This window comes from Nostoc sp. JL34, from assembly GCF_017114945.1.
In the GTDB taxonomy this organism is placed as follows: Bacteria; Cyanobacteriota; Cyanobacteriia; order Cyanobacteriales; family Nostocaceae; genus Nostoc.
Genome location: NZ_JABXKQ010000162.1, coordinates 30517 through 45354 on the forward strand (window position 1 = coordinate 30517; position 14838 = coordinate 45354).

General features: G+C 43.7%; 7 protein-coding genes. 5 read left to right on the forward strand and 2 right to left on the reverse strand.

Annotation, left to right across the window (positions count from 1 at the left end):
* Positions 1–20: 20 nt before the first annotated feature.
* Positions 21–1694 carry a bifunctional 3,4-dihydroxy-2-butanone-4-phosphate synthase/GTP cyclohydrolase II gene (gene ribBA, locus HWQ44_RS29570; RefSeq protein WP_292725507.1) on the reverse strand — a complete coding sequence of 558 codons (1674 nt, stop codon included), beginning with the start codon at positions 1692–1694 and terminating at the stop codon, positions 21–23.
* 316 nt (positions 1695–2010) lie between these two features.
* Here ribBA and argC point away from each other — a divergent pair, with 316 nt between their 5' ends.
* On the forward strand, positions 2011–3069 hold the full coding sequence (argC, locus tag HWQ44_RS29575; protein ID WP_292725508.1) for an N-acetyl-gamma-glutamyl-phosphate reductase: 1059 nt from the start codon (positions 2011–2013) through the stop codon (positions 3067–3069).
* A 152-nt stretch (positions 3070–3221) separates the two neighbouring features.
* Here the strand turns inward: argC and eno are convergent, their stop codons facing one another.
* Complete coding sequence (gene eno / locus HWQ44_RS29580) at positions 3222–4511, reverse strand: phosphopyruvate hydratase (RefSeq protein WP_292725509.1); 1290 nt, start codon at positions 4509–4511, stop codon at positions 3222–3224.
* A gap of 269 nt (positions 4512–4780) precedes the next feature.
* On the opposite strand from eno, the gene gloA reads away from it, so the two are divergent.
* The 4 genes from gloA (at position 4781) to hpsB (ending at position 14830) form a co-directional block, all read left to right on the forward strand.
* Positions 4781–5215, forward strand: a complete 435-nt coding sequence (gene gloA / locus HWQ44_RS29585; RefSeq protein ID WP_292725510.1) for a lactoylglutathione lyase — start codon at positions 4781–4783, stop codon at positions 5213–5215.
* 593 nt (positions 5216–5808) lie between these two features.
* The gene (clpB, locus tag HWQ44_RS29590) at positions 5809–8451 is read left to right on the forward strand and encodes an ATP-dependent chaperone ClpB (protein ID WP_292725511.1); all 2643 of its coding nucleotides are present in this window, start codon (positions 5809–5811) and stop codon (positions 8449–8451) included.
* A 550-nt stretch (positions 8452–9001) separates the two neighbouring features.
* Positions 9002–13909, forward strand: a complete 4908-nt coding sequence (hpsA, locus tag HWQ44_RS29595) for a hormogonium polysaccharide biosynthesis protein HpsA (RefSeq protein ID WP_292725512.1) — start codon at positions 9002–9004, stop codon at positions 13907–13909.
* A 195-nt stretch (positions 13910–14104) separates the two neighbouring features.
* On the forward strand, positions 14105–14830 hold the full coding sequence (gene hpsB, locus HWQ44_RS29600; protein ID WP_292725513.1) for a hormogonium polysaccharide secretion pseudopilin HpsB: 726 nt from the start codon (positions 14105–14107) through the stop codon (positions 14828–14830).
* Positions 14831–14838 lie beyond the last annotated feature (8 nt).

Consider the following 14838-nt stretch of genomic DNA (forward strand, 5'->3'; position numbering starts at 1 on the left):
GTTGGCTTTTAGGGTTGTGACTATTTGCTAAAGCTGTAAATTTGCTGTGTCTCCAAGCGATCGCTAATTGATGAAGGCAGTGTACCATCCGCGAATGTCTGCCGATCTAGTTGGACTTGTAAATTACTCAAAGGATCGCAACCAGAAGAAATCAGAAATTCTAATTTCTGGATGTATGGCAAAGTGGCGAGGTTGTCCAAAATTTGGAAGATTGCCTGTATGTAAGGATGGCCACTCTGCTGATACCAATCACAGCTAGCAACTTTTGCCTGATCGAAACCCAAGTGTACAGTTAAAGATGGCTCGTCAAATATAGCGATCGCTAAGGGACGCGCTTCTTCTTGCAACAACAAATCATTACTTTTCGCTAAATGTCGCAGTTTCTCTAAACGTTCATAACGTTCCGTCACAGCTTCCGGGTCATCTTGCCAATGGATTGCTACTGTCACCAGATAAGTCTGTAACAGCATGTGACCCAGCTTTTTCGCCTTTGTTGCCAGGTAATAAGAATTGTAGTCGTTTGCTTCAATTAACAATGGCACGCGATCAACTACTTCCAACCCATAACCCTTAACTCCAGCAATTTTACGGGGATTATTGGTAATCAGGCGAATCTTTTTGATGCCTAAATCCATGAGCATTTGTGCCCCCATCCCGTAGTCTCGTAAATCGGCGGGAAATCCCAAACGCTCATTTGCCTCTACTGTATCTAGTCCCATATCCTGCAACGAGTAAGCTTTCAGCTTGTTAATCAAACCGATTCCCCGCCCTTCTTGACGCAAGTATACAACTACACCTTGACCAGCAGCCTCAATCATTTTCAGTGCAGCTTGTAACTGCATCCGACAGTCGCAGCGCAAAGAACCCAAAGCATCACCAGTTAAGCATTCTGAGTGCATCCGCACCATCACTGGCTCATCTTTGAAGTTAGCTGGATCGCCCTTGACAATTGCAACGTGTTCTGTGTTATCCAGAGTATGGCGGTAAGCGTAAATTTCAAATTGACCAAATTGACTAGGCAGCTTGGTAATCACCTCACGATACACTAAGCGATCGTGCTGTAGGCGATAACTAATTAAATCCGCAATACTAATTATTTTTAAATTATGACGTTGAGCATATTCAACTAACTGCTGCAACCGCGCCATTGAACCATCGGAGTTTTGAATTTCACAAATTACCCCCGCAGGGTATAGTCCTGCTAATCTAGCTAAGTCCACAGCAGCTTCCGTATGTCCTGCGCGTTTGAGTACGCCTCCAGCCTTAGCCCGAATGGGAAAAATATGACCAGGACGACGTAAATCGGTAGGTTTTGTGGCTGGGTTGAGAGTAACCTGGATAGTCCGGGCACGGTCTTCTGCTGAGATGCCTGTGGTGACACCTAATTCTGGCCCAGCATCAATACTGACAGTGAAAGCAGTTTGGTTAGTATCTGTAATGTTGCTTACCATCAAGGGTAAGTCTAGCTCGTCTAGGCGATCGCCTGTCATTGCCAAACAAATTAGTCCTCTTGCTTCCACCGCCATAAAATTAATCGTGTCGGGTGTGGCAAATTGGGCAGCACAAATTAAGTCGCCTTCATTTTCTCTATTTTCATCATCTACCACTACAATGACGCGACCAGCTTTTAGGTCTGCTAAAGCGGCATTAATCGAATCAAATTTAAAAGCTTGGGTAGGATTAGTCTGTGACACAGAAAGATTTCCAGCTATAAACGTAAATTTTTTTAACAATTTCTTCTTTTAGATTGTAGCTCCTTTATAAGGCAGAGAAGTAGACTAGCAATGATTTGATAACGGGGCAAAAATTTTTGCCATAAAAAGTGGCGATAAAGTGCAGCGACAGTAAAGGATGAAGGGGATGAGGAAGAATAATATCGTTTCTTTGCTCCGCCATCTTCCCAAAACAAAGTAGAGGGGTTTAAGACCTTTTGTGCGCTGTGCGTCTGGTCGCTGATATTGTTGATAGCTGAGAACGAATTAACCATTCATGGGATAAGGATTTCAGATCATGGGCAAATTTAGACGCGTACCCGTTGGGATTGTTGGCGCGTCGGGCTATGGTGGAGTGCAGTTAGTACGACTACTGATGGATCACCCAGAAGTCGAAATGGTTTATTTAGGAGGTGAGACTAGTATCGGGAAATCCTTTGGGGATCTCTACCCGCATCTTGCTCATGCAACTAACCTGCTAATAGAAGCGGTAGAACCAGAAATAATTGCTCACCGCTGTGAAGTAGTTTTCCTGTCTTTACCAAATGGTCTGGCTTGTCAAATCGCACCCAAACTGTTGGAAAAAGGATGTAAAGTACTAGATTTGAGTGCAGACTATCGGTTTAGTGATTTGACAACTTATACAAATTGGTATGGCACAGAGAGAAGCGATCGCACAATTGCAGCTACAGCAGTTTATGGATTACCAGAACTTTACCGCGATCGCATTGCTGAAGCTCAACTTATTGGCTGTCCTGGTTCCTATCCCACTGCTAGTCTCCTTGCACTTTCGCCACTTTTAAAGCAAGGTTTAATCGTACCAGAAACAGCTATTATCGATGCCAAGTCTGGCACCTCTAGCAGTGGACGACAGCCTCAAACCAACTTATTACTAGCTGAAGCAGACAACTCCATAGCAGCTTTCAACGTCGGTCGTCACCGTCATACCCCAGAAATTGAGCAAATTTGCAGTGACTTAGCTGGTCACGAACTCATGATCCAATTTACGCCACACCTGATCCCAATGGTACGCGGTATTTTGGCAACGGTATATGCCAAAATGAGCGATCCCGGTCTAGTGCGAGATGACTTAATCACAATTTTTTCAGCCTTCTACCGCAACTCTCCTTGGGTAAGAGTCTGCGGTAGCGGGGTTTACCCCCAAACCAAGTGGGCTAATGGTAGCAATCTTTGTTATATCGGTGTAGAAGTTGACCCGCGCACAGGTCGCGTGATTGTCATGTCAGCAATTGACAATCTAATCAAAGGGCAGGCGGGTCAAGCTATTCAGTGTCTAAACCTGATGATGGGCTGGGATGAAACTTTGGGGTTGCCCAAATTGGGGTTTTATCCGTAATTGGGGATTGGGGATTGGGGATTGGGGATTGGGGATTGGGAAGAATTCTAGTCCCCAGTCCCCAGTCCCCAGTCCCTAGTCCCCAGTCCCTAGTCCCCAGTCCCCAGTCCCTAGTCCCCAGTCCCCAGTCCCCAGTCCCCAGTCCTCAGTCCCTACTTCGGCCCTAACCCCACAGCACCAGCATAAACGGCGCGATCGCCTAGTTCATCTTCAATTCGCAGCAAGCGATTATATTTTGCTACGCGTTCGCTGCGACACAGAGAACCTGTTTTGATTTGACCGGCACGGGTTGCTACAGCTAAATCAGCGATCGTTGTATCTTCTGTTTCACCAGAACGATGGCTAATTACTGAACGGATACTATTGCGAGTTGCCAAATCAATCGTTTCCAAGGTTTCGGTAAGCGAACCAATTTGATTGAGTTTAATCAAAATGGCATTAGCGGCTTTTTCTTGGATGCCTCTTTGCAAGCGAGTAACGTTAGTCACAAACAAGTCATCCCCTACCAGTTGCACCCGCGAACCTAACTTCTGCGTGAGTAATTGCCAACTTTGCCAATCTTCTTCGTGCAAGCCATCCTCAATTGACACAATTGGATATTGGTCAACTAGTTGTCCTAAATAATCAATAAACTCAGTCGGGGCGTGAGGTTTACCATCGTAAACATACTGACCATTCTTGTAAAATTCGCTAGCCGCCACATCCAACGCCAAAGCGACTTGTTCCCCTGGTTTGTAACCAGCTTTCTTAATGGCAGCAACCAGTAATTCTAAAGCCACCTGATTAGATTCTAGGTTAGGGGCAAAGCCGCCTTCATCGCCCACACCAGTAAGCAAACCCTTCTCATCTAACACTTGACTGAGGGTAGCAAACACCTCAGCACCCCAGCGCAATGCTTCCCGGAAGGAAGTTGCGCCAATTGGGACAATCATAAACTCTTGAAAATCCACGTTATTTGAGGCGTGTGCGCCACCGTTAATCACGTTCATCAACGGCACTGGGAGCAAATTCGCTAAAGGGCCACCCAAATAGCGATACAGAGGAATTGCCAGAGATTCAGCACCAGCTTTAGCAGCTGCTAAGGAAACCCCCAAAATCGCATTAGCGCCCAAATTGGATTTGTTAGCAGAACCATCTATAGCGATCATTGTCCGGTCTAGTAATTCTTGGTTGAGGGCATCCAAGCCTAACAATTTTGGCGCAAGTGCTTCTCTGACGTTTTGTACTGCCTTGAGTACGCCTTTGCCCCCGTAACGGCTTTTATCGCCATCACGCAGTTCGTGAGCCTCAAAAGTGCCAGTCGAGGCACCACTGGGAACTTGCGCTAGTCCGACAACACCGTTAGCTAAATGCACTTCGGCTTCAATTGTCGGTCTACCGCGTGAATCAAGAATTTCACGGGCTGCGATCGCCTCAATGGCAGTATCTAGAAATTTACTCATCTGTACTTTATCCTTTATTCGAGTGTGTTACGCATCCAGTCCAGTTGCCTAACCCAATCGCTAGCATAGGCGGTTAAGAGACTTTCTCGGCTGAGATTAAAGAAGATTTCCATTATAGGGATAGGGAGCAACACCAAGAATGGATAATTGTTTATCCTGTCCTTTCGGCTTTTAATTCTTTCTGTGACGGCATTTTTACCTTAAGACTTTGAGCTAGGTAAAATGTTTGCAGAGAATAACACTAAATCAATTACAGAGAAAAGGTCAATATGCGATTACTACACACAATGCTGCGGGTGGGCAACCTGGAAGAATCCTTAAAGTTCTACTGTGAAGTTTTAGGAATGAAACTGCTGCGTCGAAAAGATTATCCAAGCGGAGAATTTACCCTGGCTTTTGTTGGCTATGGCGACGAAAGCGACAACTCGGTGATCGAACTAACCTACAACTGGGGCGTGGAAAAGTACGAATTGGGTAATGCTTACGGTCACATTGCCCTTGGCGTTGATGATATTTACGCTACGTGTGAAGAAATTCGCAATCAAGGCGGTAAAGTCGTGCGCGAACCAGGAGCGATGAAACATGGTTCGACGGTAATTGCTTTTGTGGAAGATCCAGATGGGTATAAAATTGAACTGATTCAACTGGGAACTCAAGGTTCAGGAGTCAAACAGGAATCACAAGAGCAACTTGTGAGTCAATAATTTGATCAGGGATTTACAAAAAATAAATTATCCAGTAGGTCAAATGTCACTTAGCTTAAGGTGGATTTAGAACCCCGACTTCTTGATGAAGTGCGGGATCTGGGCAGCAATTTTTGCTTAAGAGTTATAGGAAAATCCACACTGATGTCTTGAAAAGTTGAGTTAGAGAGAGATTAATTATTCGCACACACTGGCGTCTCGTGCCGGGAAACCCAGACGCGCGAGACTTTTCCCTTTTTGCCTCCCCTTTTTAGGCGGGTTGGGGGATCTCCTGTGCGTAAATCCTATTAGTATTACTCCCATGCTGTCGTTGATGAGCAACACTAATAACGTAGGCGTAGCCCGTCGTAGACATCGTTCCAATATCACCATCTGGCAAAGTCTGCTCAGAACAGTATTTTCGTTTTAAATTAGGAAATAGGCAATAGATTAAACTATCACCAATCAATAATCCCAAATTGCCACCAGAGATACACGCGGATATACGCTAAGAATGTTTGGATAATTGGAAATTAGGGACTAGAGACTTAATTTTCTTCCCAATCCCCAATATCCAACCCTAAACTAAAAATCCAAATTCCAAAATTCTAAAGATGCAACCTACAGATCCGAATAAATTTACTGATAAAGCCTGGGAAGCGATAGTTAAATCTCAGGATATAGTCCGTGCTTATCAACAACAGCAACTAGATGTTGAACATTTAATTATTGCCCTGTTAGAAGAACCTACTAGTCTAGCAATACGTATCTTAGCTCGATCTGAGGTCGATCCAATCCGCTTGCAGCAGCAGCTAGAAGCCTTTACCCAACGCCAGCCCAAAGTTGGTAAAAGCGATCAGCTTTACCTTAGCCGCAATTTAGATATTTTACTAGACCGAGCCGAGGAAGCTAGAGTTAGGATGAAAGACTCCTACATTTCCGTGGAACACATACTTTTGGCCTTTGCTGAAGACGATCGCATTGGACGAAAGATTCTCAAAGGCTTTAGCGCGGATGCACCTAAACTCGAAGCTACTATCAAAACCGTTCGCGGTAGCCAAAAGGTGACAGATCAAACCCCAGAATCCCGCTATGAAGCCTTACAAAAATTTGGTAGAGATTTGACAGAACAGGCAAAAGCGGGAAAACTCGACCCGGTAATTGGGCGGGATGATGAAATTCGACGGGTAATTCAAGTATTGTCTCGTCGGAGCAAAAATAACCCCGTACTCATTGGTGAACCTGGGGTAGGTAAAACTGCGATCGCAGAAGCTTTAGCACAGCGAATGGTGAATGGTGACGTTCCTGAATCTCTGAAAAACCGCAAGTTGATCTCATTAGATATCGGCAGTTTAATTGCTGGAGCAAAATTACGCGGTGAATTTGAAGAACGCCTAAAAGCAGTTCTCAAGGAAGTTACTGAATCTAACGGTGACATTGTTCTGTTTATTGACGAACTGCACACCGTAGTCGGCGCAGGCTCTACTCAACAAGGGGCAATGGATGCCGGAAATCTGCTCAAACCAATGCTGGCGCGGGGAGAATTGCGTTGTATTGGTGCTACTACCCTCGACGAGTTCCGCAAACACATTGAGAAAGATGCTGCCCTAGAACGCCGCTTTCAGCAAGTATTTGTCGATCAGCCAAGTGTAGAAAATACTATTTCCATTCTGCGGGGGTTGAAAGAACGCTATGAAGTGCATCACAACGTCAAAATTTCTGATTCGGCGTTGGTAGCAGCAGCCACTCTGTCAGCACGTTACATTAGCGATCGCTTTTTACCAGATAAAGCTATTGACTTAGTAGATGAAGCAGCAGCACAGTTGAAAATGGAGATTACCTCCAAACCAGCCGAATTGGAAACCATCGATCGCCGCCTCATGCAGTTAGAAATGGAAAAGCTGTCATTAGCTGGCGAAGAAAAGGGTACTCCCCAAACGAAAGAACGTTTAGAGCGCATTGAACAAGAAATCGCCAATTTAACGGTAAAGCAGCAAATATTTAATGAGCAATGGCAAGGTGAAAAGCAGATATTGGAGGCTATAAGCGCCTTAAAGAAAGAAGAAGATGCGCTGCGAGTGCAAATTGAACAGGCAGAACGCGCCTACGATCTAAATAAAGCTGCCCAACTAAAATATGGCAAATTGGAGGGAGTGCAGCACGAGCGCGAAGCCAAAGAAGCGAGCCTTTTAGAAATTCAAAATCAAGGTTCCACTTTACTGCGAGAACAAGTTACTGAATCCGATATTGCCGAAATTGTCGCAAAGTGGACAGGAATCCCCGTCAATCGCTTGTTGGAATCGGAACGACAAAAATTGCTGCAATTAGAAAGTCATTTGCATCAACGAGTCATTGGGCAAGAAGAGGCTGTAGAAGCAGTAGCAGCGGCAATTCGCCGCGCCCGTGCGGGAATGAAAGATCCCTCTCGTCCTATTGGTTCATTTTTGTTCATGGGCCCTACAGGTGTGGGCAAAACCGAACTGGCCCGTGCTTTAGCTCAGTTTCTCTTTGATTCTGATGATGCATTGGTGCGCTTGGATATGTCTGAGTATATGGAAAAACACTCAGTTTCTCGCTTAGTGGGTGCGCCTCCAGGGTATGTAGGCTATGAAGAAGGCGGTCAACTTTCCGAGGCAATTCGCCGCCGTCCCTACTCAGTGGTGCTGTTGGATGAAGTGGAAAAGGCGCATCCCGATGTGTTCAATATTTTATTGCAGGTGTTGGATGATGGGAGAATTACTGATTCTCAGGGAAGAACGGTAGATTTTCGTAACAGCGTTATTGTGATGACCAGTAACATTGGTAGCGAACATATTTTGGATGTATCTGGTGATGATTCCCAGTATGAAACGATGCGGAAACGGGTAATGGAAAACTTGCGATCGCATTTCCGCCCGGAATTTCTCAACCGCGTCGATGATATTATTCTCTTCCATACCCTAAATCGCACAGAGATGCGGCATATCATCCGTATTCAACTCAAACGGGTAGAAAATCTCCTGCGCGAGCAAAAAATCTTCTTTGAGATATCCCAATCAGCTTGCGATCACCTTGTCGAATCAGGCTATGACCCTGTTTACGGTGCCCGCCCACTCAAACGGGCGATTCAGCGAGAAGTAGAAAACCCCCTCGCCACCAAATTATTGGAAAATACTTTTATCTCTGGAGACACGATTATCATTGACAAAAATGAAACTGGTCTGTCTTTTAGCAAAAAAGTACTGGTGAAGGTGTCAGTATCACAGATTGCTACATAGCACCTGGCGAATTCGATGGAAATCCACCTCCGTGGGTTTTGCCTGTGTAGACGCGGTTTATAACCGCCTTTTTAACTTTATAAATGACCTCTTAATAAAGGCAATGTGAACAACAAGATTCCCGAATTTTCTGAGAAGTTGGGAATCTTAGCTGAACATTGCTTTTATTTTGCATCTAACTGATATCTTTCCTTTAACAGATGGGTATTATAAGTTTACTCTGCTAATAACATCTTCATAAATTTGCCTTCAAATAAAATACATTTCCGCAATTTTACTGTGAAGTCATGCTTTTAGTCTTTATCAGACTTGAATTAAATAATTATGCAAAAATCAGTGTTTACCGGATAAAATCGACAATTCATGAATGATATAACTTTAAATAAATTATCTTTTGTTGTTGCTACGTTATTTGGAAGTTAGTAAAACCAGATGCAGTAGTGAGACAAATATAGCCTCAGATTTTGCCTGATAAATACTTGACAGGCATAAATCAAGATGTCGAAAAAAATAGAAAATCCGCTAAAATCCACTTGACAGGGAAGCAGCTATGTCTCGAAAACGTCAGCTAGTCAAGGCAATTCAAAAAACCTTCAAACAAATTAGCAAGCAGTTTTTATCTGCAATTAACAAGCAAATTATTTGGCTCCTACGGACTATTTTTGGGACTCGAAGAAGACGCAGTTCAGTGAATGCTGGCTTCGTGTTACCAACAGTGGCTATGGTAATTTTGGTAGTTGTGCTGTTAACAACTGCAATTTTGTTTCGGTCTTTTGAGCGTTCTAAAAACGCTAGTAATGTCCGAGTGAATGAAGCAACAATGCAAGCCGCTACCCCTGCCTTAGAAAGGGCTAAAGCTAAAATAACTGCATTGTTTGCCGACCCAACTCTACCACGTTCTGTCCCATCAAATGTAACACTATACAATACCTTAACTAATAAACTTCCTGTCTATACATTTGGTGATGAAACTCCCATAACTCTGGCTTATAACCTTAATAAAAATACTACAATTGAAGCAGGTAGTAGTATCCTTTTAGAAAACAAAGAAAACCTCCAAACAGCCTGGAAATTTCCTGCCGATACAGATAATAACGGTAAATTTGATAGCTTTATTCTCTACGGTATCTACTTCCGTACTCCCCCCCAAACTGGTACAACCCAAACCAGAAACAGAAGCCCACTAGATGCTAGAACCCCTCCTATGCTACCAGCTAAGGCAGGTGGAGCTTGTGATGTCGCTGGTGATACTAGCGCCAGCTTAGTAGGTAGTTCGGGTTGGTATAAACTACCAACTGGCGAATTGAAAAAAAGCTTTTTCGTATATGCAGTAACGGTTCCTATTAGTGATATTACTAAAGCTACTTCTCTTGATACAACCAAATATGAGAAGTATGGAAGTCTAAATAAAGGCTTCTCAGCTTTAGAAATGCAACAAGACCGCAGTCAAGTTTCTATTACTAATAATGCTGTTGTCTATGAAGATGACTTAGATATTACACCTGGGCCTAGATTCCGCCTCAATGGACGTATCTTTACGAATAGTAATTTATTTACTGCTAAAAATGATAAAGATATAACCCTATTTCAGGTGAGTAGTAGGTATTCATGTTACTACGAACGAGAAAATGCCAGGATAGTTATTGGCGGTAATATTGCAACTAGTAGCCCAATTAGTGTTAATGCAAGTGATAAAGGTGGAACATTCGTAGATTTATTTGTAGAAAATAATGCACCTACAACAAATAAATCTTTAGCATCTACTAATAAAACTACCTCAAATAACTCGAATGACATTGCTTATAATACTCAGGCTTATGCTCAACGCATAGACTTATTAGTGAACGCACAATCAGCTAATGCTACTAATACTGATCCTCAAGAAATCCAAAATAATATAAGTAATCGGCTTAGAAGCGATCCAAGCTTAGACACAACTAAAGTACGTAAGGAAGAATTGGGAAATTGGTTTCGTAAACGTACTAGGCGTGTACCATTTAAAGAAGTTCCTTATGGTACTTCTGGGATTGAAAAATCTGCTGGCGTAGATTATACAACAGCAGATGCAGCAACTTTTATGCCGACTTCTGGTGATATTCTCCGTCCAATGGATGCCTGGATTTATCCAACAGATACTAATACAAAACTAACACTAGATACAGCACAACTACCTACTAGAGATCCAGACATCGTAGATAATACTCCTGTAGTAGAAACAGAGTTAGGCGATCGCATTGCAGTAGGTAACAACCTGCCTGAACTAATATGGGACAATACAAAAGGAAAGTTTGTAGGAGAGGACGATCCTCAACCCATCACTCCTGCTGTGAAGTGGACAAGTAGCACTACCAAAGATCGGACTCGTACCACTCGCGTCAAACAGTTATCAGATTTAGGGGTAACAGGACGTGATGGTTTTTGGGAAATTTCAGCGGCTTCACCCCGAACTAATATCCTTGATGTGGTGGGTGGACTGAGGGTGATTACAGGTGCGGGAGTATATAGACCGACAGGTTCTGGACTAACACCTACTCGTCCAACACCAAGTGATGATCCAACCACGTCAGGAGTCAACGAAAATGGCGGCACAGTAGTCTGGCCTGATACTATGCCTATGCTTGTACCCGATCCGACCGATCCTCTTGATGCGAGTAAACAAAAACGTGGTGATTTGGTGATGCGTGCAACGGCAGTGTATCACTACAATTTTGATTCCTACGATCCTCAGGCAGCTACACCAGACGATTATCAAACACCTATGGCCTGTGTAAGTAGCTACTATGATCCCACAAACAATGAGACAGCAAGAAATACAGGCACACTGCCGGATGTCAGCGGTGAAGTCGTTGGTGCTAGGCCTGCTGGAGCCAAATCAAATAATGGGGTTATTTACGCTGCTCCCGCTACTACATCTGCTGGCATAACTAGAGGACAAACAGTAGATAGCAATGGTTTTTTTACACCTGCGATTAGCGCTGATGATGTGACTAACACTAGTGTAACTTTGCTAAATCGCTTGAAATATCAAGCTAACTTGGTATTTCCCAATAGCCGCCTTGTGAATCCTCTACTACGGCAAGCACTGGCCAAAGCAACAACCAGCAAACTCACTCTCTCTGAGCAATCAGCAATTGACTCTACCATCTGTGCAATAAACATTGCTGATGGCACTCTGGCTCAGAGTACTACCTACATTCCTCATGGTGCAATCAAAGAAACTGCATTTCTTGATGCCCGACAAATTAAAGCTATAGATAAAGGCGCTACATTAACTGGAAACTATAATCTAGAAGTTGAACAGCGTCAGCCTCTAGAAATTCGTGCCACTACCATAGATTTAAGTAAGCTTCGCACACAAGCAATCGGCGTTGCATCCGATAAAGAATATCTATTGCCCAATAGCGGCATTATCTATGCCTCTCGTGATGATGCTCAAAAAGATGCCAGTAACTCAGCTAGTGAAAATGTTAGTGCTAGTGACTACAGGCTCGATCCAGAACGGCGACCCAACGCCATTATGTTGATTAATGGCAGTGACTTGAGTCGCCAGATTAATTACAGACCAGAAGAAAAAGGCTTAATTTTAGCAACTGAGCTACCAGTGTATGTTAAAGGCAATTTTAATCTGCACACTCAACAAGAATTCAGAAATTCCGGTCTTTTACCTGCTCCCAGTGATACTAGCTACGATACTAAATTTTACACTCGTGCTGCGACAGATCGCGATCCTAACTTTGCTTGTCGGCCTAGTGACCCTAGACTACCCAATTGCACAACAGGCGAAACCTGGCGACCAGCATCAGTGATTGCTGATGCTGTTACCTTGCTTTCTGGTAGCTTCCGCGAAGGTTTTCGTAATGAAGGTGATTACGACTTGCGAAATAATCAAGGAAGTGACCCTAACCTCATACTCAGCCGACTAAAGGTAGGTTTCTGGAATAACAACTTCGTCACTTCATCTAAATTCTTAATTGACTCTGGTAGTGATGCCTACTATAGAGGTACTCCCACTTCTACCGACTTAGTAAACAATAACAGTTCTTACTTGAACAACTTCGTCACACCTATTCAGCGCCGAGGAGATTTTCCAGAGTATGTAATGGAGATGTGCTTCAAGATACCAGTCTCGGAATGTGGAGTAACTGATTGGTATATTGGTTACGATAGCGATAGAACAATACAATCCCATAATCTTCCAGCAAATGCAGAGCGTAGCAAACTCTTAGCTGGTACTACCGCCCAACCAGCACAGGCTGGTTTTGAAAGATTTGCCCGTCGGGTTGCCTACAAACGAAATATTTTGGGTCAAACAGTTAATGCTTCTAATATTTTTATACCTTTTAATACCGCTACTCCGGTTGTACTGGGCATAAAAACAGTGGGTGGAAAAAAGGTAGTAGACCTATTTAGTGACGGCACCCTACCTGAAACAGCAAGTAATGCCCTATGGTTTGCAACTACAATAGATACTGATTACAGTAAAGCACCAGGGTCAGGACTCGATAAGATAAAATACAACGCTACTAATCGTCTATTCTTCAGGTACCACAAACCGCCAGCACAGAGTTTTAGGGATTTTCCTGGAACCACAACAGGATTGATTATTGTACCCAGAGATGCGACATACCAGCCGTTATTAGAACCTGTATTGCAATTACAGGTCACAACCGCAGCACCTCAAGATCAAGATTACCCCAGTTTAGCAGGATCATCTTCATCTAGTCTCGTTAAAAACACTAGATGGTTGTCTCAGGCAAGTGCAACAACTTTTAATCTAGTAGTTGCGGGTGGTGATAGTCCTGCTCGTGTGGGTACAAGTACTTACGAAATCAATGGGGGTTTGCATAACTTTGTGCGCTTCTTAGAAAACTGGGGTGGGATTGATGCCAATATCAACGGTTCATTTATCCAATTTAAACGCAGTATCTATGCCACTGCACCATTCCAAGTTTTTGTTAGACCAGGACCAACAACTGCTCCAGCAACCACTGCTGACCCTAATAATACTGACACTGCTAGCCTTGCTAAGAATAACAGTATCTTTTACAGAGTTCTGAATTCTGACAGACTTGGTTACACATCAGATAGTACTTTCATTACTAATGCTGCTGGTGAAGCGCCTTATTATATGCCTCCTAACCGTAATTGGGGTTTTGATGTGGCATTATTGGCGCAAAACCCTGACTTGTTTGCCCAGCGCTTTGTAACTCCAGCAACAGATCCTCCAAATGAATACTTCAGAGAAGTAGGTCGGGATGACCTTTGGGTGCAAACTCTGTTGTGTGCTGTCCAAGATGAAAATGCGGATGCAGGGGATGGGTTTGAGAATGCGCCCAGCGACTACTTTGGCACCATCGTCTCTACTCCTCCTACTATCCCTGCTACCCCTGACCGCAATTTTAAATTTGCGCTACCTGCAATTGAACGTCCTAGTAATTGCAAACTCCAGCCATCCTGAAGTGTGTGAATGAGAGTTTTTACAGCACTTTTCAGGTAATAGATCACGTTAAGATACCTAACCCCTAGCCCCCTTCCCTAGTAGGGAAGGGGGAAAATTCAAAGCCTCTCCCCTACAAGGTTTGGAGAGAGGTTACGAATGTATTACACCCGATCGCAAATTTCTGTAAGACATAACCCTATTGAGTAACAAACTATGATCCCACACCAACTACAACAATCATCTGCCCAGTCGAGCCAATCTGGTTTTACGATCATTGAGTCGCTGGTGGCGATCCTCGTGGTTAGCGTTTTGCTGGTAGCGATCGCACCTGTCCTAGTCATCTCAACAGCAACTCGTGTGCAAGCTAAACGGATAGAATTGGCAACAGGAGCCGCTAAAGCCTTCATTGATGCTATTAAGTCTAAAACAATCTCAGAAAACAGCATCACAGATACAATGTCCCCAGTACTCACATATGCAACCGCTACCACAAAACTTGCAACTGCAACCAGTAGCAATTTACAGCGCTATTTACTAGGCAATGCTGATGCTCCCGCAAACGCAACTACATTGTATTGCTTTCATAACGATGGCAAAATCACTCTACCAACCGAGTGTACAACCTACAAAACAACTAGCTCAGTTCAGTTTTATATTCAGGCTTTTGGCAATACAGTTGGAACTATTAGCACAAGTACCACTCAAGCTCAAATCGATAGCGGTCAAAGCTATCGTTTAGGAGTTCGGGTATATCGTTCAGATGCTGAGTTTGGCTCTCTCAAGAAAACTTCAGACAACAGTGGTAACCAAAAAACAACAGCAACATTCACTGGGGGATTAGGCGATCGCAAAGCACCACTAGTAGAAATGACAACTGAAATTGTCAGGGGTCAAAGCTCCTATAACGCTTTGTGCGGAAGGCTTGGTGGTTGTCAATAACCATAATT

Bases quoted from the DNA above. Each gene is read 5' to 3' on its own strand.
- argC (WP_292725508.1), top strand. From the start codon at position 2,011: ATGGGCAAATTTAGACGCGTACCCGTTGGGATTGTTGGCGCGTCGGGC.
- eno (WP_292725509.1), bottom strand. From the start codon at position 4,511: ATGAGTAAATTTCTAGATACTGCCATTGAGGCGATCGCAGCCCGTGAA.
- gloA (WP_292725510.1), top strand. From the start codon at position 4,781: ATGCGATTACTACACACAATGCTGCGGGTGGGCAACCTGGAAGAATCC.
- clpB (WP_292725511.1), top strand. From the start codon at position 5,809: ATGCAACCTACAGATCCGAATAAATTTACTGATAAAGCCTGGGAAGCG.
- hpsA (WP_292725512.1), top strand. From the start codon at position 9,002: ATGTCTCGAAAACGTCAGCTAGTCAAGGCAATTCAAAAAACCTTCAAA.
- hpsB (WP_292725513.1), top strand. From the start codon at position 14,105: ATGATCCCACACCAACTACAACAATCATCTGCCCAGTCGAGCCAATCT.